Source organism: Pseudomonas sp. FP2309 (genome assembly GCF_030687575.1).
GTDB lineage: Bacteria > Pseudomonadota > Gammaproteobacteria > Pseudomonadales > Pseudomonadaceae > Aquipseudomonas.
On the sequence record NZ_CP117439.1, the window covers coordinates 825631 to 849163 of the forward strand.

The 23533-nt window shown below is 62.0% G+C and carries 24 protein-coding genes; 8 read left to right on the forward strand and 16 right to left on the reverse strand.

Annotated elements, in window-relative coordinates:
* Window positions 1–32 precede the first annotated feature (32 nt).
* The gene (gene lolB / locus PSH59_RS03615; protein ID WP_305394334.1) at window positions 33–650 is read right to left on the reverse strand and encodes a lipoprotein insertase outer membrane protein LolB; all 618 of its coding nucleotides are present in this window, start codon (window positions 648–650) and stop codon (window positions 33–35) included.
* 4 nt (window positions 651–654) lie between these two features.
* Window positions 655–2379 carry a tetratricopeptide repeat protein gene (locus tag PSH59_RS03620; protein ID WP_248075050.1) on the reverse strand — a complete coding sequence of 575 codons (1725 nt, stop codon included), beginning with the start codon at window positions 2377–2379 and terminating at the stop codon, window positions 655–657.
* 182 nt (window positions 2380–2561) lie between these two features.
* On the opposite strand from PSH59_RS03620, the gene hemA reads away from it, so the two are divergent.
* From hemA to PSH59_RS03650, 6 genes are all read left to right on the forward strand, one after another.
* Window positions 2562–3851 (forward strand): glutamyl-tRNA reductase, encoded by a 1290-nt coding sequence (gene hemA / locus PSH59_RS03625; protein WP_248075052.1) that lies wholly within the window; start codon window positions 2562–2564, stop codon window positions 3849–3851.
* Complete coding sequence (gene prfA, locus PSH59_RS03630) at window positions 3848–4930, forward strand: peptide chain release factor 1 (protein WP_248075054.1); 1083 nt, start codon at window positions 3848–3850, stop codon at window positions 4928–4930. Before hemA ends, prfA begins: the two co-directional genes overlap by 4 nt.
* A complete protein-coding gene (gene prmC / locus PSH59_RS03635) occupies window positions 4931–5761 on the forward strand; it encodes a peptide chain release factor N(5)-glutamine methyltransferase (RefSeq protein ID WP_248075056.1) in 831 nt (276 codons plus the stop codon).
* Window positions 5755–6510: a molybdopterin-synthase adenylyltransferase MoeB gene (locus PSH59_RS03640; protein ID WP_248075058.1), complete on the forward strand. Its 756-nt coding sequence runs from the start codon at window positions 5755–5757 to the stop codon at window positions 6508–6510. Before prmC ends, PSH59_RS03640 begins: the two co-directional genes overlap by 7 nt.
* The gene (murI, locus tag PSH59_RS03645) at window positions 6503–7297 is read left to right on the forward strand and encodes a glutamate racemase (RefSeq protein ID WP_305394335.1); all 795 of its coding nucleotides are present in this window, start codon (window positions 6503–6505) and stop codon (window positions 7295–7297) included. Before PSH59_RS03640 ends, murI begins: the two co-directional genes overlap by 8 nt.
* Window positions 7298–7400: 103 nt before the next feature.
* A complete protein-coding gene (locus tag PSH59_RS03650) occupies window positions 7401–7919 on the forward strand; it encodes an acyloxyacyl hydrolase (RefSeq protein WP_248075062.1) in 519 nt (172 codons plus the stop codon).
* A 93-nt stretch (window positions 7920–8012) separates the two neighbouring features.
* On the opposite strand, the gene PSH59_RS03655 is transcribed toward PSH59_RS03650, so the two are convergent.
* The 12 genes from PSH59_RS03655 to PSH59_RS03710 all read right to left on the reverse strand — a co-directional run bounded on the left by PSH59_RS03655 (window position 8013) and on the right by PSH59_RS03710 (window position 17996).
* Entirely contained in the window at window positions 8013–8318 is a 306-nt protein-coding gene (locus tag PSH59_RS03655; protein ID WP_248075064.1) for a YkgJ family cysteine cluster protein, read from the reverse strand.
* Window positions 8319–8372: 54 nt separating this feature from the next.
* A complete protein-coding gene (locus tag PSH59_RS03660) occupies window positions 8373–8852 on the reverse strand; it encodes a DUF2878 domain-containing protein (RefSeq protein ID WP_248075066.1) in 480 nt (159 codons plus the stop codon).
* Entirely contained in the window at window positions 8845–10116 is a 1272-nt protein-coding gene (locus PSH59_RS03665; RefSeq protein WP_248075068.1) for a cyclopropane-fatty-acyl-phospholipid synthase family protein, read from the reverse strand. Before PSH59_RS03665 ends, PSH59_RS03660 begins: the two co-directional genes overlap by 8 nt.
* Window positions 10103–10912 carry a DUF1365 domain-containing protein gene (locus PSH59_RS03670; RefSeq protein WP_305394336.1) on the reverse strand — a complete coding sequence of 270 codons (810 nt, stop codon included), beginning with the start codon at window positions 10910–10912 and terminating at the stop codon, window positions 10103–10105. The genes PSH59_RS03665 and PSH59_RS03670 overlap by 14 nt, the downstream gene beginning before the upstream one ends.
* On the reverse strand, window positions 10909–12156 hold the full coding sequence (locus tag PSH59_RS03675) for an NAD(P)/FAD-dependent oxidoreductase (protein WP_305394337.1): 1248 nt from the start codon (window positions 12154–12156) through the stop codon (window positions 10909–10911). Before PSH59_RS03675 ends, PSH59_RS03670 begins: the two co-directional genes overlap by 4 nt.
* Entirely contained in the window at window positions 12153–12935 is a 783-nt protein-coding gene (locus tag PSH59_RS03680; protein WP_248075074.1) for an SDR family oxidoreductase, read from the reverse strand. The genes PSH59_RS03675 and PSH59_RS03680 overlap by 4 nt, the downstream gene beginning before the upstream one ends.
* Window positions 12932–13354 carry a nuclear transport factor 2 family protein gene (locus PSH59_RS03685; RefSeq protein WP_305394338.1) on the reverse strand — a complete coding sequence of 141 codons (423 nt, stop codon included), beginning with the start codon at window positions 13352–13354 and terminating at the stop codon, window positions 12932–12934. Before PSH59_RS03685 ends, PSH59_RS03680 begins: the two co-directional genes overlap by 4 nt.
* Entirely contained in the window at window positions 13347–14789 is a 1443-nt protein-coding gene (phrB, locus tag PSH59_RS03690) for a deoxyribodipyrimidine photo-lyase (protein WP_305394339.1), read from the reverse strand. Before phrB ends, PSH59_RS03685 begins: the two co-directional genes overlap by 8 nt.
* Window positions 14790–15722 carry a MerR family transcriptional regulator gene (locus tag PSH59_RS03695; protein ID WP_248075080.1) on the reverse strand — a complete coding sequence of 311 codons (933 nt, stop codon included), beginning with the start codon at window positions 15720–15722 and terminating at the stop codon, window positions 14790–14792.
* Window positions 15723–15725: 3 nt separating this feature from the next.
* On the reverse strand, window positions 15726–16685 hold the full coding sequence (locus tag PSH59_RS03700; protein WP_305394340.1) for a DUF523 and DUF1722 domain-containing protein: 960 nt from the start codon (window positions 16683–16685) through the stop codon (window positions 15726–15728).
* A gap of 112 nt (window positions 16686–16797) precedes the next feature.
* Window positions 16798–17013 (reverse strand): TIGR02450 family Trp-rich protein, encoded by a 216-nt coding sequence (locus tag PSH59_RS03705; RefSeq protein ID WP_305394341.1) that lies wholly within the window; start codon window positions 17011–17013, stop codon window positions 16798–16800.
* Window positions 17010–17996: an NAD(P)/FAD-dependent oxidoreductase gene (locus PSH59_RS03710; RefSeq protein WP_305394342.1), complete on the reverse strand. Its 987-nt coding sequence runs from the start codon at window positions 17994–17996 to the stop codon at window positions 17010–17012. Before PSH59_RS03710 ends, PSH59_RS03705 begins: the two co-directional genes overlap by 4 nt.
* Before the next feature lie 212 nt (window positions 17997–18208).
* Between PSH59_RS03710 and PSH59_RS03715 the strand changes: the two genes are divergently transcribed.
* Both PSH59_RS03715 and hemH read left to right on the forward strand, forming a co-directional pair.
* Window positions 18209–19108: a TIGR01777 family oxidoreductase gene (locus PSH59_RS03715; RefSeq protein WP_248075089.1), complete on the forward strand. Its 900-nt coding sequence runs from the start codon at window positions 18209–18211 to the stop codon at window positions 19106–19108.
* Between the two features lie 14 nt (window positions 19109–19122).
* A complete protein-coding gene (gene hemH / locus PSH59_RS03720) occupies window positions 19123–20148 on the forward strand; it encodes a ferrochelatase (RefSeq protein WP_248075091.1) in 1026 nt (341 codons plus the stop codon).
* On the opposite strand, the gene PSH59_RS03725 is transcribed toward hemH, so the two are convergent.
* Together PSH59_RS03725 and algW are read right to left on the reverse strand one after the other, a co-directional pair.
* Window positions 20143–22239 (reverse strand): TonB-dependent siderophore receptor, encoded by a 2097-nt coding sequence (locus PSH59_RS03725; RefSeq protein ID WP_305394343.1) that lies wholly within the window; start codon window positions 22237–22239, stop codon window positions 20143–20145. The two genes, hemH and PSH59_RS03725, sit on opposite strands and share 6 nt — an antisense overlap.
* Window positions 22240–22350: 111 nt before the next feature.
* Window positions 22351–23505 (reverse strand): Do family serine endopeptidase AlgW, encoded by a 1155-nt coding sequence (algW, locus tag PSH59_RS03730; RefSeq protein ID WP_248075094.1) that lies wholly within the window; start codon window positions 23503–23505, stop codon window positions 22351–22353.
* Window positions 23506–23533 lie beyond the last annotated feature (28 nt).

A 23533-nucleotide genomic window follows, 5' to 3' on the forward strand; every position in this document is an offset into this window, starting at 1 on the left:
GGGAGGGCAGGGTCAGGCGTTCTGTGGTCACGTTATTGCCCCAGTTTGCGCGGTTGCCAGTCCTTGATCACCAGCGTGACGTCAAGGTCGGTGCCATGCAGTTTGATGCGCTCGGGCAGCCAGTAACCGCTTTGTTGTACGTAGCTGAGGTATTCGACCTGCCAGCCGTCCTGCTCCAGCGTGGCCAGGCGGCTGTCGCCATTGAGGCTCAGGCGACTCTTGCTGTCTGGCGCGGGCAAGCCACGCACCCACCACACCAGATGCGACACCGGCAGCTTCCAGCCGATTTGTTCTTCGAGCAGCGCTTCCGGCGAGGTGGCTTCGTAGCGCCCCTGATTGGCCACTTCGAGGCTGACTTGCCCCGGGCGCCCGGTCAGGCGTGCTGCGCCGCGACCCAGTGGGCCCGACAAGCGAATATCGTAGTAGTCCTGGCGTTGCAGCCAGAACAGGGTGCCGCTGCCGGAGTCTTTCGGCGCGCGCACCCCGACTTTGCCTTCGATCTGCCAGCCGTCGATGCTGCTGAGCTGGTCCTTGTGCTGTTTCCATTGCGCCGGATTGCCCTGGCCTTCAACGGATTCTCGGCTGCCGATGCCCGCGCAACCAGCGAGCAGGGCGATAAGACTGAACACTACAACGTGGCGCAAGAACATAAGCTTAAAGGGTCTCGGATCCGGTCAGGCGCTTGATGGTGCCGCGCAGAATAGGGCTTTCGGGTTGTTCCTTGAGGAATTTTTCCCAGATTTGGCGTGCTTCGCGCTGCTTGCCGTTGGCCCACAGCACTTCGCCCAGGTGGGCCGCCACTTCCTGATCGGGGAAGCGCTCCAGCGCCTGGCGCAGCAACCGTTCGGCTTCGTCCAGGTTGCCCAGGCGGTAATTCACCCAGCCCAGGCTGTCGAGGACGGCCGGGTCTTCGGGGTTGAGCTTGTGGGCCTGCTCGATCAGCACCTTGGCTTCGTCGTACCGCGTGGTGCGGTCGGACAAGGTGTAACCCAAGGCGTTAAGGGCCATGGCGTTGTCCGGATCGCGCTTGATGATCAGGCGCAGGTCTTTTTCCATCTGCGCCAGGTCGTTGCGTTTTTCCGCCTGCATGGCGCGGGTGTACAGCAGGTTCAAGTCATCGGGGAATTGCAGCAAGGCTTGCTGCAGCAGTTTCCACGCGCGCTCACCCTGATTGTTGGCCGACAAGGTCTCGGCCTGGATCAGGTACAACTGGATCGCGTAATCCGGCTCGGCATCGCGGGCGGCGGCCAGGCGTTTTTCGGCCTCGTCGGTGCGACCGTTGCTCATCAGAATATCGGCTTGGCGCAACTGCGCCGGGAGGTAGTCGTTACCCGGGCCGACCTGGGCGTATTCGAGCAGGGCGGCCTGTGGGTCGTTACGTTCTTCGGCGATACGGCCCAGGTTCAGGTGCGCCGAGTCCACGTGGCTCTCGCGCTGGATCAGCTCTTCCAGATAGCCCTTGGCCTCGTCCCAGGCCTTGGCTTCCAGGCATACCAGTGCCAGGGAATAGCGCAGCTCGTCGTCATCCGGGTACTGCTGGACCAGATTGGCGAACTGCACTTTGGCGTCCTCCATGCGGTCCTGCTCCACCAGCATGCGCGCATAGGTCAGGCGCAGGCGCTTGTCGTCCGGGTATTTCTTGATGCTTTTTTCCAGCAGAGGAATCGCTTCCTTGCCGCGATTGAGGTTTTGCAGCAGGCGCGCGCGCAGCAGGATCGGCGCGATCTCGCCCTCATCCGGCGGGTTCTGCTCAAGCAGCTTGAGCGCGGCCTGGGCTTCGTCGTCCTGTTGCAGCAACAACGCCTTGCCGAAAATCAGCTGGCTGTTCTTTGGATGTTTTTGCAGCAGGCGGTCGAAACTCTTCATGAGCCCGTTGCGTGTGTCCTGGTCGGTGTCGGCGGCCGACAGCGCAAGAAAATCGAAATGGGTGTCGCCCTTGCCCTGCAACACCTTCTCCATATAGACCATAGAGTCGTCATACCGCCCGGCGCGCGCCAGTTGAATGGCGGCTGCCCGCTGCGCTTCCAGATCGTCCGGCGCGTTTTTCGCCCAGATCAGCGAGGTATCCAGTGCGGCCTGATCGGCCCCCAGGTACTCGGCGATGCGAAACGCCCGCTCGGAAATCCCCGGATCCTGGGTGTTGATGGCCTGGGTCACGTAGTTATCCAGCGCAATATCGAAGCGATTGCGCTGGCCGGCCAGTTCGGCACTCAGCAGGCTGAAGATCGTTTCTTCACTGAACGAGGAATAAACCTTGGGCTTTTCAGGGGCGGGGGTGCTGTCTTCCACCGGCGGGGTACCGTCCGGCGACACCGGGGCCAAGGCCTGGCAGCCGCTGAGAAAGACAAAAGCAAGGAGCAACGCGGAAGATCTATTCATATAGGAAGAGGACGACTAACCTGCGGTCGGATCATCATGACACAAGCCTTCGGCCAAACATAACCGAGTCTCAATGGATGCCTTTATAGACACAAGGCATTAGGACAATAGACGACGGTGGTTGTTCTGAATCTATCGAAGTAGGACAATTGTCGGCTTCCCGACATCATCAGCGATATTGAATGGCCTTCCTCGCACTCGGTATTAACCACAAGACTGCCTCCGTAGACGTGCGCGAGCGCGTGGCGTTTACGCCAGAGCAGTTGGTTGAGGCCTTGCAGCAGCTCTGCCGGCTCACCGACAGCCGCGAAGCTGCAATCCTTTCGACCTGCAATCGCAGCGAGCTTTATATAGAGCAGGAGCATCTTTCAGCGGATGTTGTCTTGCGCTGGCTGGCGGATTACCACCATTTAAGCCTCGATGACCTGCGTGCGAGTGCTTATGTGCACGAAGATCATGCGGCAGTTCGTCACATGATGCGCGTGGCGTCCGGTCTCGATTCGCTGGTGCTGGGCGAGCCGCAGATTCTTGGGCAGATGAAGTCGGCTTACGCGGTGGCGCGTGAGGCCGGTACCGTCGGTCCATTGTTGGGCCGCCTGTTCCAGGCGACCTTCAATTCCGCCAAACAAGTGCGCACCGATACCGCGATCGGCGAAAACCCGGTGTCGGTGGCGTTCGCTGCCGTCAGCCTGGCCAAGCAGATTTTCAGCGACTTGCAGCGCAGCCAGGCGCTGCTGATCGGCGCTGGTGAAACCATCACCCTCGTGGCCCGCCACCTGCACGACCTGGGGGTCAAGCGTATCGTGGTGGCCAACCGTACCCTGGAGCGCGCCAGCATCCTGGCCGAGCAGTTCGGCGCGCACGCGGTGCTGTTGGCTGATATCCCGGCCGAGTTAGTGCGCAGCGACATCGTCATCAGTTCCACCGCTAGCCAGTTGCCGATCCTGGGCAAGGGCGCGGTGGAGAGTGCGCTGAAGCTGCGCAAGCACAAACCGATCTTTATGGTGGATATCGCCGTTCCAAGGGATATCGAGCCTGAAGTCGGCGAGTTGGACGACGTTTACCTCTATAGCGTCGACGATCTGCACGAAGTGGTCGCTGAGAACCTCAAGAGCCGCCAGGGTGCCGCCCAGGCGGCCGAAGAGATGGTCAGCATTGGCGCCGAAGATTTTATGGTGCGCCTGCGTGAACTGGCAGCGGTGGACGTGCTCAAGGCGTATCGTCAGCAGGGCGAACGCCTGCGCGACGAGGAGTTGCTCAAGGCCCAGCGCTTGTTGGCCAACGGCAGCAGCGCCGAGGAGGTGCTGATGCAACTGGCCCGCGGCCTCACCAACAAGCTGCTCCACGCGCCCAGCGTACAATTGAAAAAGCTCACTGCCGAAGGCCGCCTCGATGCGCTGGCCATGGCCCAGGAACTCTTTGCCCTCGGTGAGGGCGCGTCAGAAAGCTCTTCGGATAAAAAACCGCAATGAAAGCGTCACTGCTCAATAAACTGGACGTGCTCCAGGACCGTTTCGAAGAACTGACCGCCTTGCTCGGCGATGGCGAAGTCATCTCCGATCAGACCAAGTTCCGCACCTATTCCAAGGAATACGCGGAAGTTGAGCCAATTGTCACCACCTACGGCCAATGGCTGAAAACCCAGGGCGACCTTGAAGGTGCCCAGGCGTTGCTCAAAGACAGCGACCCGGACATGCGCGAAATGGCCGTGGAAGAAGTCCGCGAAGCCAAAGACAAACTGATCGCGCTGGAAGGCGACCTGCAACGCATGCTGCTGCCCAAGGACCCCAACGACGGACGCAACGTGTTCCTCGAGATCCGCGCCGGTACCGGCGGTGACGAGGCGGCGATTTTCTCCGGCGACCTGTTCCGCATGTATTCGCGCTATGCCGAACGGCGTGGCTGGCGCGTGGAGATCCTGTCCGAGAACGAAGGCGAGCACGGCGGCTATAAAGAAGTCATCGCGCGGGTCGAAGGCGAGAATGTCTACGGCAAGCTGAAATTCGAATCCGGCGCCCACCGCGTGCAGCGGGTCCCGGCGACCGAGTCCCAGGGCCGCATCCACACGTCTGCGTGTACCGTGGCCGTGTTGCCCGAGCCGGACGAGCAGGAAGCCATCGAGATCAACCCGGCCGACCTGCGGGTGGATACCTACCGCTCGTCGGGCGCCGGTGGTCAGCACGTCAACAAAACCGACTCGGCGATCCGCATCACGCACTTGCCGTCCGGCATCGTGGTGGAGTGCCAGGAAGAGCGTTCGCAGCACAAGAACCGTGCGCGGGCGATGTCCTGGCTGTCGGCCAAACTCAATGACCAGCAGACCAGCGCGGCGGCCAATGCGATTGCCAGCGAGCGTAAATTGCTGGTGGGCTCGGGCGACCGTTCCGAGCGCATTCGCACCTACAACTTTGCCCAGGGCCGGGTCACCGACCACCGGGTCAACCTCACCCTTTACTCCCTCGACGAGATCCTCGCCGGGGGCGTTGATGCGGTGATCGAGCCGTTGCTCGCCGAATACCAGGCCGATCAATTGGCGGCGATAGGTGAATAAATGACCATCATCGCCAGTCTGTTGCGCGCCGCCGACCTGCCGGACTCGCCCACTGCGCGTCTGGACGCTGAATTGTTGCTGGCGGCGGCCCTGGGGAAATCCCGTAGCTATTTGCACACCTGGCCCGAAAAAATCGTCAGCAGCGAAGATGCGCTGACCTTTGCCGGCTACCTGCAACGTCGCCGTGCCGGCGAGCCGGTGGCGTACATTCTCGGTCAGCAAGGCTTCTGGAAACTCGACCTGGAAGTCGCGCCGCACACGCTGATCCCACGCCCGGACACCGAGTTGCTGGTGGAAGCGGCCCTGGAATTGTTACCCGCCACGGCCACCAGCGTGCTTGACCTGGGCACCGGCAGCGGCGCCATCGCGTTGGCCCTGGCCAGCGAGCGCCCGACCTGGCAGGTCACGGCAGTCGACCGTGTGCTGGAAGCCGTGGCCCTGGCCGAGCGCAATCGTCAGCGCCTGCACTTGCACAACGTCACGGTGCTCAACAGTCATTGGTTCACTGCCCTGGGCGGCCACACCTACGACTTGATCATCAGTAACCCGCCCTACATTGCAGACAACGATCCGCACCTGGTGGCGGGCGATGTTCGTTTTGAACCGGCCAGCGCGCTGGTGGCCGGCCACGATGGCCTGGATGACCTGCGCTTGATCAGCCGAGAGGCCCCGGCCCACTTGAATGCCGGCGGCTGGCTGTTGCTCGAGCATGGCTACGACCAGGCCCACGCTGTGCGTGACCTGTTACTGGGCGAGGGCTTTGAGCAGGTGCACAGCCGAATTGATCTGGGTGGCCATGAGCGCATCACCTTGGGACGTCGCCCGTGCTGACCGATCAGGAGCTGTTGCGCTATAGCCGACAGATTCTGTTGCAGCATGTCGACATCGACGGCCAATTACGCCTGAAAAACGCTCGCGCATTGATCGTTGGCCTGGGTGGTCTGGGCGCGCCGGTTGCGTTGTATCTGGCTGCTGCCGGGGTGGGCGAGTTGCATTTGGCCGATTTCGACACCGTCGACCTGACCAACCTGCAACGCCAGATCATCCATGACACCGACAGCATCGGGCAGACCAAGGTCGATTCGGCCCTGCGCCGCCTGACGGCGATCAACCCCGACATCACCTTTATCCCCCATCGCACCGCGCTGGACGCCGACTCGCTGGCGGCGGCCGTGCAGGCCGTGGACGTGGTGCTCGATTGCAGCGACAACTTTTCCACCCGTGAGGCCGTCAACGCCGCGTGTGTAGCGACCGCCACGCCGTTGATCAGCGGTGCGGCGATTCGCCTTGAGGGGCAATTGTCGGTCTTCGACCCGCGTCGCGCCGACAGCCCGTGTTACCACTGCTTATATGGGCACGGCAGTGACGCGGAACTGACCTGCAGCGAAGCCGGCGTGGTAGGCCCGTTGGTGGGGCTGGTCGGCAGCCTGCAGGCCCTGGAGGCGTTGAAACTGCTGGCAGGTTTCGGTGAGCCGCTGGTGGGGCGCTTGTTGCTGATTGATGCCTTGACCACACGCTTTCGCGAATTGCGCGTCAAGCGCGACCCCGGTTGCAGCGTCTGCGGGACGCAGCATGGTTAAGGATGCACCGATTGGTGTGTTCGATTCCGGTGTCGGCGGTTTGTCGGTGCTCGATGAAATCCAGCGGCTATTGCCCCACGAATCACTGCTGTATGTCGCCGATTGCGGGCATATCCCTTATGGCGAGAAAACCCCGGCCTTTATTCGTGAGCGTTCGCGTTGCGTCGCGCAGTTTTTGCGTGCCCAAGGCGCCAAGGCATTCGTGATTGCCTGCAACACCGCCACCGTCGCGGCCGTGGCCGATTTGCGCCAGGACTACCCCGACTGGCCCTTGGTGGGCATGGAGCCTGCCGTCAAACCTGCGGCGGCGGCGACCCGCAGTGGCGTGGTCGGGGTGCTGGCCACCACCGGTACCCTGCAAAGCGCCAAATTCGCCGCCTTGCTCGACCGTTTCGCCACCGATGTAAGCGTGATCACCCAGCCGTGCCCTGGACTGGTGGAGCTGATTGAAACCGGCGACCTGAGCAGCCCGGCCCTGCGTCAGTTATTGCAGGGCTACATCGACCCTCTGCTCAGCGCCGGTTGCGACACCATCATTCTCGGTTGCACGCATTATCCTTTCCTCAAGCCGCTCCTGGCGCAGATGCTGCCCCCCAGCATTATTCTTATCGACACTGGCGCCGCCGTGGCCCGTCAGCTCAAGCGTTTGCTCGGCGAACGCGACCTGTTGGCCGATGGCAATCCTGAGCCTGCACGGTTCTGGACCAGCGGTGATGCGTGTCACTTAAGAAATATCCTACCGACACTATGGAAACATCCCGGAGTTGTGCGAAGCTTTGGCGCGTGAAAATTTCGTGAAAATTCGCTGAACTTCTGGCTGTGAGTCAGCTTCTATAGCGAGATTGTCTGTAAAAAAATCATACATACTCGTTTTCAAAGGACTGTTTCTTATGAAGCGCTTGTTCTGTTTGGCCGCATTTGCGGCCGTAGTGGTGGGACACTCGGTTTCGGCCCAGGCTGCCGGCCTGGAATTTGGCGTGGGCAGCACCAGCGACTCCACCATGACGTACCGGTTGGGGCTGACGTCCGATTGGGACAAAAGCTGGTGGCAGAGCGATGTGGGCCGGTTGACCGGCTACTGGAGCGGTGCCTACACCTACTGGGATGGGGATGAGCGCGCCAGCGCCAGCAGCCTGTCGTTCTCGCCGGTATTTGTGTATGAGTTTGCCGGGCAGTCGGTCAAACCCTACATTGAGGCCGGGATCGGCGTCGCGGTGTTCTCGCGTACCAAACTGGAAGACAACAACATCGGCCAGGCCTTTCAGTTCGAAGACCGCCTGGGTTTCGGCTTGCGGTTTACCGGCGGACATGAAGTGGGCATTCGCGCCACGCACTATTCCAATGCCGGGATCAGCAGCAACAACGACGGGGTAGAGAGCTACTCGCTGCACTACACCATGCCGTTGTAACCGTATCTCTGATGCACAACGCTGTGGTGAGCGAGCTTGCCTCGCGCGGGGCAAGCCGCTCACCACAGCAGCCGGTTGCTGACCTGTCTGGTATCAGCGATACGCGGTCGCAATCCCTTCGCGCTCGATCAGGCACTCCGGCGCGCCCATCTCGAACTCCCGGCAGATCAGCGGTCGACGCTCATAGATCGTACACATCATCGTGTCCCGATCCAGCGCCGCGCACCAGCCGTCGTCCAGGCGCAGCATCACTTCGCCGCCCCAATCGTCAGTATCGATATAGCGCTCCGGCACGCCAGTGTCGGTGATCAGCATCACTTCCAGCTGGCAGCAGCACGCGGCGCACGTTGAACAGGTGACGGCGGGCTCGGTGATTTGAGTGTGAGGGATATTGGTCATAGGCGCGCAGTGTAAGGCAAGCCGGTGATAGGCGTATGAATGCTCTGACGGACGTTAGCGTGCCAAGCGGTGCAGCCCGACAAAAAGCCCCGCCCACAGCACCGCCAACCCGGCCATCGTCGGGCCCAGGGCATAGCCGAACTGCACCCCCGCCAATTGGCTCCCCGCGTAATACGACAACGGCCCGCCCACCGCCCCAAGCAGGGCGGCGCGCCACCAGGGCCGGGCGCTCCAGGCCAGGCAATGACGCAATGTGGTCGCCAGTACGGCCCACAGCAGCATCAGCCAAAAGGGAATCAACGGCCCTGGCTCGCTGAACTGGAACACTCCGACGGTACGCAACACCGTGTCCACCAGCGTGCCTGCCAGCGCGACGCTGATGATCAGCAGGCCTTCGTCGGCCCACGAACTTATCCACAGCAGGTGAACGGCCAGTACGGCCAGCCCGACCAGCAGCCATGGGCTGTCGCCGCCCAGCACACAGGCAAACCACGCGCACTGGAACAGCGCGGCATTGGCCAGGGTTTTAAGCATTGAAGCGCCCGAGCAACGGAGGGTTAATGGCTGACGGCTTGGCCAGCAACAACTGGGCGGTGCCGATGGTGCGCTCCATGAAGCCGCCTTCGCAGTAGCACAGGTAAAACTCCCACAGCCGCAGGAAGTATTCGTCGTAGCCCAATTCCGTCAGACGGCTGTGTGCGCGGCGAAAGTTCTCATGCCACAGACGCAACGTTCGCGCGTAATGCAGGCCGAAGTCTTCCATGTGCAACAGGTTCATGTCGGTGTCGCGGCTGACGATGTGCAGCATGTTCTGCACGCTGGGCAGTGCGCCGCCGGGGAAAATGTAGCGCTGGATAAAGTCGACGCTGTTTTTGGCCTGTTCGTAGCGCTGTTCACGAATGGTGATGGCTTGCAGCAGCATCAGGCCGTCACGCTTGAGCAGGTGCGCGCATTGTTTGAAATAGGTCGGCAGAAACCGATGGCCCACCGCTTCGATCATCTCGATCGACACCAGCTTGTCGTACTGGCCGGTAAGGTCGCGATAGTCGCTCAGCAGCAAGGTGACCTGGTCTTGCAAACCCAGGGCCTGGACGCGCTGTTCGGTGTAGGCGAATTGCTCCTTGGACAAGGTCGTGGTGGTGACCTTGCAGCCATAGTGCTGCGCGGCATACAGCGCCATGCTGCCCCAGCCGGTGCCGATTTCCAGCAGGTGGTCGGTGGGCTTTAGCGCAAGCTTCTGGCAGATGCGCTCCAGTTTGTTCAGTTGCGCCTGTTCCAGCGTGTCGTCCGGCGACAGAAATTGCGCCGCCGAGTACATCATGGTCGGGTCGAGGAATTCTTCGAACAGGTCGTTGCCCAGGTCGTAGTGGGCCGCAATGTTTTTCTGCGAGCCCTTGCGCGTGTTGCGGTTGAGCCAGTGCAGCCCTTGGGTGAACGGCCGCGCCAGGCGCGCCAGGCCACCTTCCATCGCATCGAGGACATCCAGGTTGCTGACCATCACACGCACCACCGCGGTCAGGTCCGGGCTGGTCCAGTAGCCGTGGATAAATGCCTCGCCGGCGCCGATGGAACCGTTTGCCGCCACCAGGCCCCACACGGCCGGATCGAGGATTTGGATTTCTCCCAGCAGGTGCGCTTCCCGTGCGCCGAAGACCTGCCGTTCGCCATCCTCGATCACCACGAGTTGGCCGTGGCGCAATTGGCTGAGTTGACGCAGCACGCCCTTGCGCAGCAGCGCGGTGGTCATGCCATTGACGTTCAGGCGGTTAGCCTTGACCGATAAGCTAGGGGATTTCATGGCGGCGATCCTTGGTGTACCCAACTGCTGTGCGAGAGGCGCCATCGGCGGCGCGGTGGGAAAAAATCGGTGTGCGTTTGAGCAATAGGCGCAGGGCCTGCCAGTAAATCGCCAGGCAGGTCTTGGCGGTCATCCACGGGAAATGCCACAGGTAACCGTGCAGGCTGGCGCGGTTCAGCGCGTGCTTTTGCAGGCTCAGGGTGGCGTCGAAGACTTTTACTTCGCCCTGCCAGTCGGCCATGTGCACGCCGAGCCTGGCGGCGGGTGGGCTGAAGCTCATGCGGTATTCCAGGTCGCGGGGTAAAAACGGCGACACATGAAAGGCCTTGGCCACGGCGAAGTGTTGGTGCTCATCGGCGCTCAAGGGTTGGGCCGGCAGCACGTAGTGATAACGCTCGCGCCACGGGGTGTTGGTCACTTCACACAGGATCGCGGCCAGTTTTCCGTCGGCCTCGAAGCAGTAGAAGAAACTCACGGGATTAAAAGCCAGGCCCCAACTGCGGGCCTGGGTTAGCAGGCAGATAACGCCCTGGGGTGTACGCCCCAGAGCCTTGCCGACTTCCTGGCGCACGGCATCGCTCAAGCTCATGCCGTGGCGCGTCAATTCACGCAGGTAGTCCTGCTGGCGAAAGCCGAAGGGGGCCAGGCGGCTGCGTCCGGCCAGGGGCGACAGCCCGAGTACTTGCTCTTCTTCGCTCAAATCCAGGTACAGCAGGCCGATGCGGTAGCGAAAGGCGTGGGCCCTGGGCGCAAACCGGCGATGGGCGATCCAGCCGCTGTACAGGGCGCTGTTCACAGGGTTTCACCAAAGGCCTGGGCTACGCGCAAGGCGCTGACCACGCCGTCCTCATGAAAACCATTGGCCCAGTAGGCTCCGCAATAAAAGGTGTGACGAGTGCCGGCCAGTTCCTGCCAGCGGTTCTGCGCGGCCACCGCGGCCAGGCTGTATTGCGGATGGGCGTAGGTGTAGCGCGCCAGGATCTTCAGCGGGTTGATCATGGCTGTCTGGTTGAGGCTCACACAAAACGTGGTCTCGCTGTCGATGCCTTGCAGGATATTCATGTCATAGGTGACGGCCGCCTGGGTCTGCGTGGCGCCGCTCAGGCGATAGTTCCAACTGGCCCAGGCCAGTTTGCGGTCGGGCAGCAGTCGGGTGTCGGTGTGCAGTACCACATCGTTGTCGGCGTAGGGCAGGGCGCCGAGGATCTCCTGTTCGGCCTGGCTGGGATCGCCCAACAGCGCCAGGGCCTGGTCGCTGTGGCAGGCGAACACCACCTTATCGAACGCCTCGGTGCCGGCTGCGCTGTGGATAACCACGCCGTCTGCATCACGCTCGACGCCATGTACCGCGCAATTGAGGCGGATGTGTTCGCGAAAGCTGCGGGTCAGCGGTTCGATATAACGACTGGAGCCGCCTTTGATCACGCACCATTGCGGGCGGTTGTTCACCGAGAGCAACCCGTGGTTCTTGAAGAAGCGCACAAAGAACTGCAACGGAAAGCCCAGCATGTCTGCCAGGGACATCGACCAGATCGCCGCGCCCATCGGCACGATGTAGTGCCGGACGAACCGCTCGCCGTAGCCGCCGGCCTTGAGGTAATCGCCCAGGGTCATCTCGGGGCTTATGCGCTGTTCTTGCAGGTCCAGCGGCGCCTGACGGTTGAAGCGCAGGATGTCGCGCAACATGCCCCAGAACCCAGGGGACAGAATATTGCGCCGCTGTGCAAACAAGCTGTTGAGGTTGTTGCCGTTGTACTCGAACCGGGTGTTTTCGTCATGCACCGAAAAGCTCATTTCGGTGGGCTTGAACGTCACGCCGATCTGCCCCAGCAGGCGAATGAAGTTGGGGTAGGTCCAGTCGTTGAACACGATAAAACCGGTGTCCACGGTGTAGTGCTTGCCGTCAACCGAGACGTCGACCGTGTGGGTATGCCCGCCGATGCGGTCACCCGCTTCGAACAGCGTGATTTCGTGCTGGCGGCTGAGCAGGTAAGCACTGGTCAGCCCGGCGATGCCGCTGCCGATGATGGCGATCTTCACAGGTCGTCCTTTTTCGGTGGCTGGCTGCGCAGCATGCGTTTGCCGATGATCAGTTGGGCGCGGTTCGGCAACTTCGACAGCGGCCACAAGGTGGCGATGAACAGCGCCGGGAAGGCGATTTCCAGCGGGCGTTTATCCAGCTTGGCGAAGATATGCCGTGCGGCTTTATCGGCCGGCCAGCTCAGGGGCATCGGGAAGTCATTGCGCTCGGTGAGCGGGGTGTCGACGAAGCCTGGGCTGATCACCGTGACGTCGATGTTCTCCGGCGACAGGCCGATGCGCAGGGATTCGAACAGATACCGCAGACCTGCCTTGGACGCCCCATAGGCTTCGGCGCGGGGCATCGGCAGGTACGTGACGGCGCTGGCCACGCCCACTAAATGCGGGGTAACCCCGGCGCGCAACAACGGCAGGGCCGCCTCGATGCAGTAGCTGCTGGCGAGCAGGTTGGTGCGCACCACGTGCTCGATGATCGAGGCATCGAACTGCCGCGCGTCAACGTATTCACAGGTGCCGGCATTGAGGATCACCGTGTCCAGCGAGCCCCAGACCTGAGTGATACGTTCGCCGATTTCGCGCACGGTCTGGCTGTTGGTCAGGTCGCCGGCCACCACCAGCACCTGGCCGGGATAACGTTGGGCGAGGGCGTCCAGCGGCGCCTGGGTGCGCGAACTCAGGGCCACATGGGCACCGCTGTCGAGCAGTTCCACGGCCAGGGCGGCACCGATGCCACTGCTGGCGCCGGTCAGCCAATAACGTCGAGGCTGCACTGCGTTCATCCCACTCTCCTTTTCAACCAGCTGACGACGCGGCCCAGGACAGGCAGGTGTTCGTACAGCATGGCGCCGGCATCAAAATAATCACGGTGGCGATACACCTTGTCGCGCCACATCAAGTGCGAGCAGCCTTCCACCCTGATGACCTTGCCCTTGGCCAGTCGCGGGTGGCAGAAGCTCATTTTCCAGCGCAGGTAGCCTTCCCCTTCCGCCACTTGGTCGAAGCCGTGAAAGTCGAAGCGTAATTGGCTGACGTTGCTGTACAGCGATTCAAAGTAGGCGTGCAGCGCCGTCAGACCGTGCACTTCGTGCAGTGGGTCGGTGAAGGTGATGTCTTTGCTGTACAGGCTGTCGAGCAGGTGCAGGTTGTGCTTGTCCAGCGTGGCAAAGGTGTGGGCGAAGCGGCGCAGGAAGTCACTCATGCTCGGCCACCTCCTGACGCGACGGCAGGCTGCGGAACGCGGCCAGTGCGCGTTCGCGGGATTTTTTCAGGTCGACGATGGCGCGCGGGTAGTCCGCCACGCCAAACAAACCGCCGACGGCGTCGGGGTTGTGCACTTCTTTTTTGTTCAGCGCGGCCAGTTCCGGCAACCAGTGCTTGATGAACACACCTTCGCTGTCGAATTTTTCCGACTGGCTCAAGGGGCTGAAAATACGGAAGTACGGTGCCGAGTCGGTGCCGGTGGACGAACTCCACTGCCAGCCGCCGTTGTTGGCCGCCAGGTCACCGTCGATCAAGTGGCGCATAAAGAAGCGCTCGCCTTCACGCCAGTCGATCAACAGGTTCTTGGTGAGGAACATCGCCACCACCATGCGCAGGCGGTTGTGCATCCAACCGGTTTCCAGCAATTGGCGCATCGCGGCGTCGATGATCGGCAGGCCGGTGCGGGCTTCTTGCCAGGCTGCCAGGTCCTTGGGCGCATCGCGCCAGGCCACGGCTTCAGTCTCGGGGCGGAACGCACGGTGGCGCGACACCCGTGGGTAGCCCACCAGAATGTGCTTATAGAACTCGCGCCAGAGCAGTTCGTTGATCCAGGTGATGGCGCCGACGTCGCCACTGTCGAACTCGCCCCCGTTGGCTTGCAAGGCCGCGTGCAGGCATTGGCGCGGCGACACCACGCCTGCGGCAAGGTACGCCGACAGCTGGCTGGTGCCGGGCTTGGCAGGGAAGTCGCGCTCGTCCTTGTAGTAGCTGATTTGCTGGTCGGCGAACGCGTCGAGGCGGCGTCGGGCTTCGTCTTCGCCGGCGGGCCAGAGGGCACGCAGTGTATCGCTGGGCGGGGCGAAACCATCGACCGTATTCGGTACCAGGTCGCTTTTCAACTGCAGGACTGCCTGGGCCTTTGGGGTGGCGACAATGGGCGGCAGGGCGCTGTGCAGGCGCGCGTAACAGACCTTGCGGAACTGGCTGAACACCTGGAAGTAGGTGCCGGTTTTGGTCAGCACGCTGCCCGGTTGAAAGAACAGTTGGTCCAGGTAGCGGTGGAAGGTCACGCCGCAGTCCTGCACGGCCTCGGCCACCGCCGCGTCGCGTCGGCTTTCGTGGATGCCGTATTCCTCGTTGACGTGTACCGACTCCACCGACAGCTCGCGGCACAGCTGGCTGAGCACGCCGGGCGCTTGATCCCAGGTCGGTGCCGTGCGGATCAGCAGCGGTATGTTCAAGGTGGTCAGCGCCTGGCTCAACGTCTGCAGGTTGCGCAGCCAGAAGTCCACTTTGCACGGTGCATCGTCGTGGGCCAGCCACTGCTCGGGCGTGATCAGGTACACGGCGGCCACCGGTCCGCGCTGGCTCGCGGCGGCCAGGGCAGTGTTGTCGTGAAGGCGCAGGTCGGTGCGCAGCCAGATCAGGTGCATTTACAGAAGTCCACGCTGGAGCAGTAACTGGTGGGCCGACAATGGGTCCTCGGCGACGAACAATGCGGGGATGTCACGGGTTAATACCGCCAACTCGGCCTGGTGGATGCATACCGTCGGTCCGACGATCAATTTTGCGCAATCGATGCCCCCCAGCAGTTTGTTCAGCGCGGGGAGGTTCAGGGCCTTGCTCGAATACAGCAGCACTGCGCGTGGTTGCAGGTGCTCCACCGCCAGGGCCAGTTCGCCGGTGGGCAGCGGCCAATCGAACACCTCCACCGGGCAGTCGGCGCTGCTGGCCAGCCAGGCGCTGAGCCACAGGTGCGGCTCCAGCGGCAGGTCCGACTGGTTGACCAGCAACAGTGGTGCACCGTGCAACTGGCGATTGTTGTGGTAGATGCGTGCGCCGAACTTGCTGCGCAGCCAGGACAGGAAAAACACCCGTTCCATCTGTGCGCCAAACTGGCCCTGCCAACGCAGTTCCAGTTCTTTGATCAGCGGCAGCATCAGTTGCTCGCACAGAGTGCGCGGCGGGTACAGCGCCATGGCCTGGTTAAAGGCATCGTCGACCCGGCGCTCGGCCAACTCACTGATGGCTTGCACCAGATTCTGACGCATAACATGCCATTCACTTTCGACGGCGTCGTCGGGGCTCGCCTGGGCGGAGTCGATCAGGTTTTTCACCTGGCTGACCGGTACGCCGCGATTGAGCCAAGTGAGGATGGTGTGGATACGTTGCACGTGGTCGGCGCTGAACAATCGATGTCCCTTGGGTGTGCGCTGGGGCACGATCAAGCCATAACGGCGCTCCCAGGCGCGCAGGGTCACGGCATTGACGCCGGTCTGTCGCGCCACCTCGCGGATCGGCAACCAGCCGTCTTCGAGAGCCTGGGTGATGTCTTCGCCGGGTTCGTCCAGCAGGGCAGGTTTCATGGTTTAAATCGCATTGCGCAGGCTGAGGTTTTCCGGGTGCGGTTGCAGGTAGGCCTGCTGCGCGATGTAGCGATCCGGATGTTGGCGAAAGTGGTGCTTGAGCAGCGTCAGCGGCACCACCAGCGGCACAATGCCGTGGCGGTACTGGCCGATGACGGTCTGCATTTCCTGTTTGTCGTCGGCGCTGATGACCTGCTTGAGGTAGCCGCTGATGTGCTGCAGCACGTTGCTGTGAGTGCCGCGGGTGGCGCACTTGGTCAGGCCGGTCATCAGTTCACTGAAATAACCGTTGGACAGCGCTTCAAGGTCGGTGGTTTTTTCCATGCTGCCCAACAGGTGGCCCAGGCGCTTGTAATGCACCGGGCTGTGGGCCATCAACAGGTATTTGTAGCGCGAGTGAAAGGCCAGCAGGCGATGGCGCGTCAGGCCCTCGGCCAATAAACGCTGCCAGCTGGCGTAGACGAACACGCGGGTCAGGAAATTTTCGCGCAGCACCGGATCGTTCAGTCTGCCGTCTTCTTCGACCGGCAGATTCGGGTGCCGGGCGCAGAAGGCCCGGGCATAGATGCCGCGCCCACCGCCGTCCACCGGCGCTCCATTTTCGCGGTACACCTTGACCCGCTCCAGGCCGCAGGACGGCGACTTTTGCATGAAGATGTAGCCGCACAGGTCGGTGTGTTCACGCGCCATCTGCCGCCCGTACTCATCCAGCGGCCGGGTCACGTTGAGGTCGCGATGCACGGTGCCGACGGCTTGCGGGTCGGCCGCGTCGCCCACCAGGCGGATGGTCTCGCGGGGGATGCCCAGGCCGATCGCAACTTCAGGGCATAACGGCACATAGTCGAAATAGTCGGCCAGGGTCTGGGTGCACAGGAGTGACTGCTTGTGGCCGCCGTTGAAACGCACGTTTTCGCCCAGCAGGCAGGCGCTGATGCCGATCTTCGGTTTCGCGGGGTTGGACATAAGCAAACCTCTGCAAGATTCCTGTACAAACTAAATACGCTGTACAACTAAATCTCATCATAGGTTTGAAGCTGTACAAGTCAAATTATTTGTACAGCTTTTTGCGGGCGGGCTATTTCCAGCCGATTTTCCAGGCGTCGGCGTCCTGCAGGGTTTGCCACGGCAAGCGCTCGCCACGGCGGGTCATGACCGCTTGTAGTTCGATTTCCAGCACGGTGCCTTCGTCATCGCGAAACAGCTCGGTGACAAGGAAGTGTTTTTCCTTGTGCTGAGGCTGGGCCGCTGTCCACTTCGACAGCAGCAATTTGGCGGGGTTGATGCGGTTCATTGCAGATGCTCGATCAGGCGTCGCGCCGCTTCCTGGCCGCTGAGCCAGGCACCTTCGACTCGGCCGGACAGGCACCAGTCACCGCAGACATACAGGCCCAGGTCGGCATCGGCGAGTACGCCGAATTCATGGGCGCTTGACGGTCGTGCGTAGAGCCAGCGGTGCGCGAGGCTGAAAGACGGCGCCGGCATGGCGCTGTGCAGTAGTTCGGCGAAGGCGCCGTGCAGGTGTTCGATCACCGCCTCTCGGGGCAGGTCCAGATGCGCTTTGCTCCAGGCGCTGGTGGCGTGCAGCACCCAGGTGTCGAGGCTGCTGTCACGCCCAGGTTTGCTGCGGTTGCGCGCCAGCCAGTCGAGGGGGCTGTCTTGCACGAAGCAACCTTCCATGGGGGTATCCAGCGGCGTGTCGAACGCCAGCGCGATGGCCCAGGTGGGATCCATCTTCACCCCGGCGGCGGCGCTCGCCAATTTAGGTGCGGCGGCCAACAGGGGTGTCGCCTGGGGCGCCGGCGTGGCAATCACCACATGACTGAAGGGGCCGTGGTTGCCGCCGTCGGCATCAAGCAGGTTCCAGTGCCGGGTGCCTTGGAATACCTCGGTGATGCGGCAACCGAACTCCACCGGCAGGTCGTCGAGCAGCGCACGGGTGATCGCACTCATGCGCGGCGTGCCGACCCAGCGGATCTGTTCATCGGGGGAGGGGGTGAGTTGGCCGGACTTGAAGTTGTACAGCTGTGGCTTCCACTGTTCGGCCCAGCCATGGCTTTGCCAGCGTTGCACTTCGTTGACGAAGCGCCGGTCGCGGGCGGTGAAGTATTGAGCGCCCATGTCCAGCGCGCCGGCATCGCTGCGTTTGCTGGACATGCGGCCACCGCTGCCGCGGCTTTTATCGAACAGTTGCACGGCGTGCCCAGCGTCTCGTAACGCTCGAGCGGCGGACAGACCGGCGATGCCGGTACCGATGATCGCGATGGGGACAGTCATGGGAGGCCTCGTTTTACCGTTGGGTACAGACTACGCCGACACCAATAGCTGTACAATCTTGTTTTTTGGTATAAGTTTTGGCGTGCCTGAACGTGTGGCGTGACCTAAGGTTAAAGCTGAGGGTTAAACCAGCGTCGCGCCCGATTAAAAATTGATCCCTGTTTATAAAATAGACCAGTGATCGGCGGCGAACGTTACATGAGGAAGATCCCATGCACATTTTGCTGACCGGCGGTACCGGCTTGATCGGTCGCCAACTCTGCCAACACTGGCTTGCTCAAGGCCATCGTCTGACCGTTTGGAGTCGCCGCCCCGAACGCGTTGCAGCCCTGTGCGGCGCGCAGGTGCTGGGGGTTGCGCGTCTGGAAGAGGTGATCGGCGCCGTGGATGCGGTGGTCAATCTGGCGGGTGCGCCGATTGCAGACCGGCCCTGGACCCACAAGCGCAAGGCGCTGTTGTGGAGCAGTCGTATCAGCCTGACGGAAACCTTGCTGGCCTGGCTTGAGGGTCTGGAGCAAAAACCGGCGGTGCTGGTTTCCGGCTCTGCGGTGGGCTGGTATGGCGACGGTGGCGAGCGTGAATTGACCGAGGCCAGTGGCCCGGTGCAGGACGATTTCCCCAGCCAGTTGTGTATCGCCTGGGAAGAAACCGCCCAGCGCGCCGAGGCCCTGGGCATCCGCGTGGTACTGGTGCGCACCGGCCTGGTGCTGGCGGCCGAGGGCGGCTTTTTGTCGCGGCTGTTGCTGCCGTTCAAACTGGCGCTGGGCGGGCCGATCGGCAATGGTCGACAGTGGATGCCATGGGTGCACATCAAGGATCAAATCGCCCTGATTGATTTTCTTCTGCACAAGCCTGACGCCAGTGGTCCTTATAATGCGTGCGCGCCACACCCGGTGCGCAATCGCGAGTTTGCCAAAGCCCTGGGGCAGGCGTTGCACCGCCCCGCATTTATGCCTATGCCGGCCTTTGCGCTGAAGGTGGGCCTGGGTGAGTTGTCGGGGCTGTTGCTGGGCGGGCAGAAGGCGGTGCCCGAACGTTTGTTGGCCGCCGGTTTCACCTTCCAGTTCACTGAGTTGCCTGCGGCTTTGGACGACTTGTCCAGCCGCCTCTAGAGATAGGATGTTGCATGACGGATCACGCGTTGTTACTGGTCAACCTGGGTTCACCGGCGTCCACTTCGGTGGCCGATGTGCGCAGCTACCTCAATCAGTTTTTGATGGACCCTTATGTCATCGACCTGCCATGGCCGGTACGGCGCTTGCTGGTGTCGCTGATCCTGATCAAGCGCCCCGAACAGTCGGCCCATGCCTATGCGTCGATCTGGTGGGATGAAGGCTCGCCGCTGGTGGTGCTCAGCCGTCGCCTGCAACAGCAGATGACCGCGCAGTGGACCCAGGGACCGGTGGAGTTGGCCATGCGTTACGGCGAACCTTCTCTGGAAACGACCCTTACGCGCCTGGCCGCTCAGGGTATTCAGAACGTCACGCTGGCGCCGCTGTACCCGCAATTTGCCGACAGCACCGTGACCACCGTGATCGATGAAGCCCGCCGTGTGGTGCGCGACAAGAAACTCAATGTGAAATTCTCGATCCTGCAACCGTTCTACGATCAGCCGGAATACCTCGATGCCCTGGCGCAGAGTGCACGGGCTTATATCGAGCAGGACTACGACCACCTGTTGCTGAGTTTCCATGGGCTGCCCGAGCGCCATCTCACCAAGCTCGACCCCACCGGCCAGCATTGCTTCAAAGATGCCGACTGCTGCAAGAACGCCTCGCCGCAGGTGCTCACCCAATGCTATCGAGCGCAATGCTTCAGCGTCGCACGCGATGTTGCCGAGCGCTTGGGCTTGCCGGACGGTAAGTGGTCGGTGGCGTTCCAGTCGCGCCTGGGCCGTGCGAAGTGGATCGAACCCTACACCGAAGCGCGCCTTGACGCGCTTGCCCAGCAAGGCGTGAAAAAGCTGCTGGTGATGTGCCCCGCGTTCGTCGCCGATTGCATCGAGACTCTGGAAGAAATCGGCGATCGCGGCCGGGAGCAATTCCGCGAGGCGGGGGGCGAGGAGCTGGTGTTGGTGCCGTGCTTGAATGACGACCCGCAGTGGGCGGCGGCGCTCAATACCTTGTGCGAAAGAGCGCCGTTGTCCCTATAGGCTCAGGCTCAAACTCACGGTGAAGTTGCGCGGTTCACCGGGGCTGACCCAGTAGTTGCTGTAGGACCGCTCGTAGTACTTTTCATCAAACAGGTTGTTGAGGTTCAGGCCCACGGTCACGTTTTCGGTGGCCTTGTAGTGGGCCAGCACATCGACGGTGTGGTAGGCGGGCAGTTCAAAACTGCCGCCGGCTTCACCGGAGCGGTCGCCGACATAGGTGAACGCCGCGCCTACGTCTGACCCGCGCAACGCGCCGTCCTGAAACTCATACACCCCCAACAGACTGCCGCTGCGCTTGGCCACGCCGAGAATGCGGCTTCCCGTGGGGATCGTCTTGTCACCCTTGGTCACTTCGGCGTCGATGTAGGCCAACGCTCCGATCACCCGTACCGCGTCGGTGAGCTGCCCGGTCAGTTGCAGGTCCACACCCCTGCTGCGGGCCTTGCCCATGGCGCGGTTGGTGTTGGTGGCCGGGTCCAGCGCCAGCACGTTTTCCTTATCGATATGGAACGCCGCGAGGGTGGCGCTCAGTCGGTCGTCGAACAACTCGCTCTTGATCCCCACTTCATAACCCACGCCTTCTTCAGGCTTGAAAGTGTTGCCGGTGGCGTCCAGACCGCTGTTGGGTTTGAACGAGGTGGAGGCGTTGGCGAACACGCCGACTTCGGGCGTGAGTTGGTACAGCAGGCCCGCGCGCTGGGTGAGGGCGTCGTGGGTCTGCCGGCTCGGTGAGGTGTTGCGGGTGAAGTCATCGACGCTTTGCTCGAAATGCTCGAAACGCGCGCCGACCATGCCGCGCAGGCGGTCGGTGAAGATGATCTGGTCTTGCAGGTTCAGTGCGTGGCTCTTGGTCTGTTCGAAAAAGTCAGTCCCGGAACGTGTGCCGGTGGGTTTGGGCTGGCCGTAGACCGGGTTGTAAATGTCGATGGCATAGGCGCTGCCGGCAATGGCGGTGACGCGCTCCTTCTTGCGGTAATCCTCGTATTCGGTGCCCACCAGCAGTTCATGTTGCCAACTGCCGACGTCAAAAAGACCGCGCAGCTCCAATTGGGTGATGCTGTCGTGCCAGCCCATGGAGCGTTCGCGGTAGCGGCGGCTGAGGGTATGGCCGTCGGCGCTGAGCGGCCGGTTCTCCGAGGCGTCGCCCCACAGGCTGCCTTGTTTGTAATGGCTGGCCAGGCGCAGTTTCCAGGCGTCGTTGAGGTGGTGTTCGAGGGTCGCCTGGATGCGGTTGTTGTGGTTGTCGATGTCGCCGTCGTTGGGCTCGCCCAGGAAGGTTGAACGCGACAAACCTGGCGCGTCGACGATGCCGCGATCAAAGGTGGAGCTGTGGCGCACGAATTCAGTTTCCACCAACAGGCTGGTGTCCGGGTCCAACTGCCAACTGAAGGAAGGCGCTACGAATACGCGCTTGCTCTGGACGTGATCGCGAAAGCTGTTGTTGTCTTCCACCGCCAGGTTGACCCGCGACAGTACGCGGCCGTCGCTGTCCAGCGGGGTGTTGACGTCGAGGGCGGTGCGATAGCGGTCCCAACTGCCGGCGCTGGTCTGCAGGGTGGTGAAGGCGTCGGGTTGGGGCTTTTTAGTGACGATGTTCACCGTGCCGCCAGGGTCGCCACGCCCATACAGACTGGCCGCCGGGCCCTTGAGCACTTCGATGCGTTCGATGTTGGCGGCGTCCGGCGTGCTGGGGTAGCCACGGTTGGCGCTGAAACCGTCCTGGTAGAACTCCGAGGTGGTGAAACCGCGCACGCTGTATTCGTAGAGCGTCAGGCCGCCGAAGTTGTTTTGCTTGGATACGCCACCGGCAAATTCCAGGGCTCGCTCCACGTTGGTGCTGCCCAGGTCCTTGAGAACGGTCGCGGGAATGACGCTGATGGATTGTGGGATGTCGCGCAGGGCCGTGTCGGTTTTTGTCGCGCTGGCGGAGCGCGTGGCACGGTAGCCTTTGATGGGGCCGGTAGCGGATTCATAGGCGTCGGTGGTGACGCTGATGGCATCCAGCTCCAGGGTATTTTCTTCGGCAAAGGCGGGGTCGAGCAGCAACCCCAGGGCCAGGCCAGCCAGGGGGGCGATTCTTCGAGACGGCATGATAGAGCGTTCCAATAGCGATATTGAAACAATATAACATGTCTAATGAGAATGGCTTGCTTTTAAATATTCATCTTCAGGTGCCCGCGAACAGGCACCTGGGTGAGGCGCTTATTCTTCCTCTTTCACCGGCGCAGGCGGCGGACGCAGGCCGATCTCGGCCGACAACTTGATCTCTTTACCGTTGCGCATGACCATGATCGTCACTTTATCCGTCGGCTTGATCCGCGCCACCTGGTTCATCGATTTGCGACCATCGCCAGCCGGTTCGCCGTTGATGCTGAGGATCACGTCACCCAACTGCAGGCCGGCTTTCTGCGCCGGACCATCGCGGAAGATCCCCGCGACCACAATGCCGGGGCGCCCGGTCAGGCCGAATGACTCGGCCAGCTCCTTGGTCAACGGCTGCACTTCGATCCCCAGCCAGCCGCGAATCACCTGGCCGTGCTCGATGATTGACTTCATCACTTCCATCGCCAGCTTCACCGGGATCGCAAAACCGATGCCCTGGGAGCCGCCGGACTTGGAGAAAATCGCCGTGTTGATGCCCGTCAGGTTGCCATTGGCATCCACCAGCGCACCGCCGGAGTTGCCTGGGTTGATGGCGGCGTCGGTCTGGATGAAATCTTCGTAGCTGTTCAGCCCCAATTGGTTACGCCCGGTTGCGCTGATGATGCCCATGGTCACGGTCTGGCCCACCCCGAACGGGTTGCCGATGGCCAACGCGACGTCACCTACGCGCAGCCCATCGGAACGGCCGAGGGTAATCGAGGGCAGGTTCTTGAGATCGATCTTCAGCACGGCGAGGTCGGTTTCCGGGTCGCTGCCGACCACGCGGGCGAGGGTCTCGCGACCGTCACGCAGGGCCACGACGATCTGGTCGGCGCCGGTGGTCACGTGGTTGTTGGTCAGGATGTAGCCTTCGGGGCTCATGATCACCCCGGAACCCAGGCTGGACTCCATGCGCCGTTGCTTGGGCCCGTTGTCGCCGAAATAACGACGGAACTGCGGGTCTTCAAACAGCGGATGCGCCGGTTTGTTGATGACTTTGGTGGTGTACAGGTTGACCACTGCAGGCGCGGCGATGACCACCGCGTCTGCGTACGTCACCGGGCCTTGCACCACCGCGCTGGTTTGCGGTGCCTGTTGCAGGTTCACATCAAGGCTTGGTAAGCCCACCCACTGGGGGAAACGCTGAATAATCAGCATCGCGATCAGCACGCCAGCCAACAATGGCCATCCAAAAAAACGCAGTGCCTTGAGCATCAAGTAAGTCCTGACAGGTTGCAGGGGG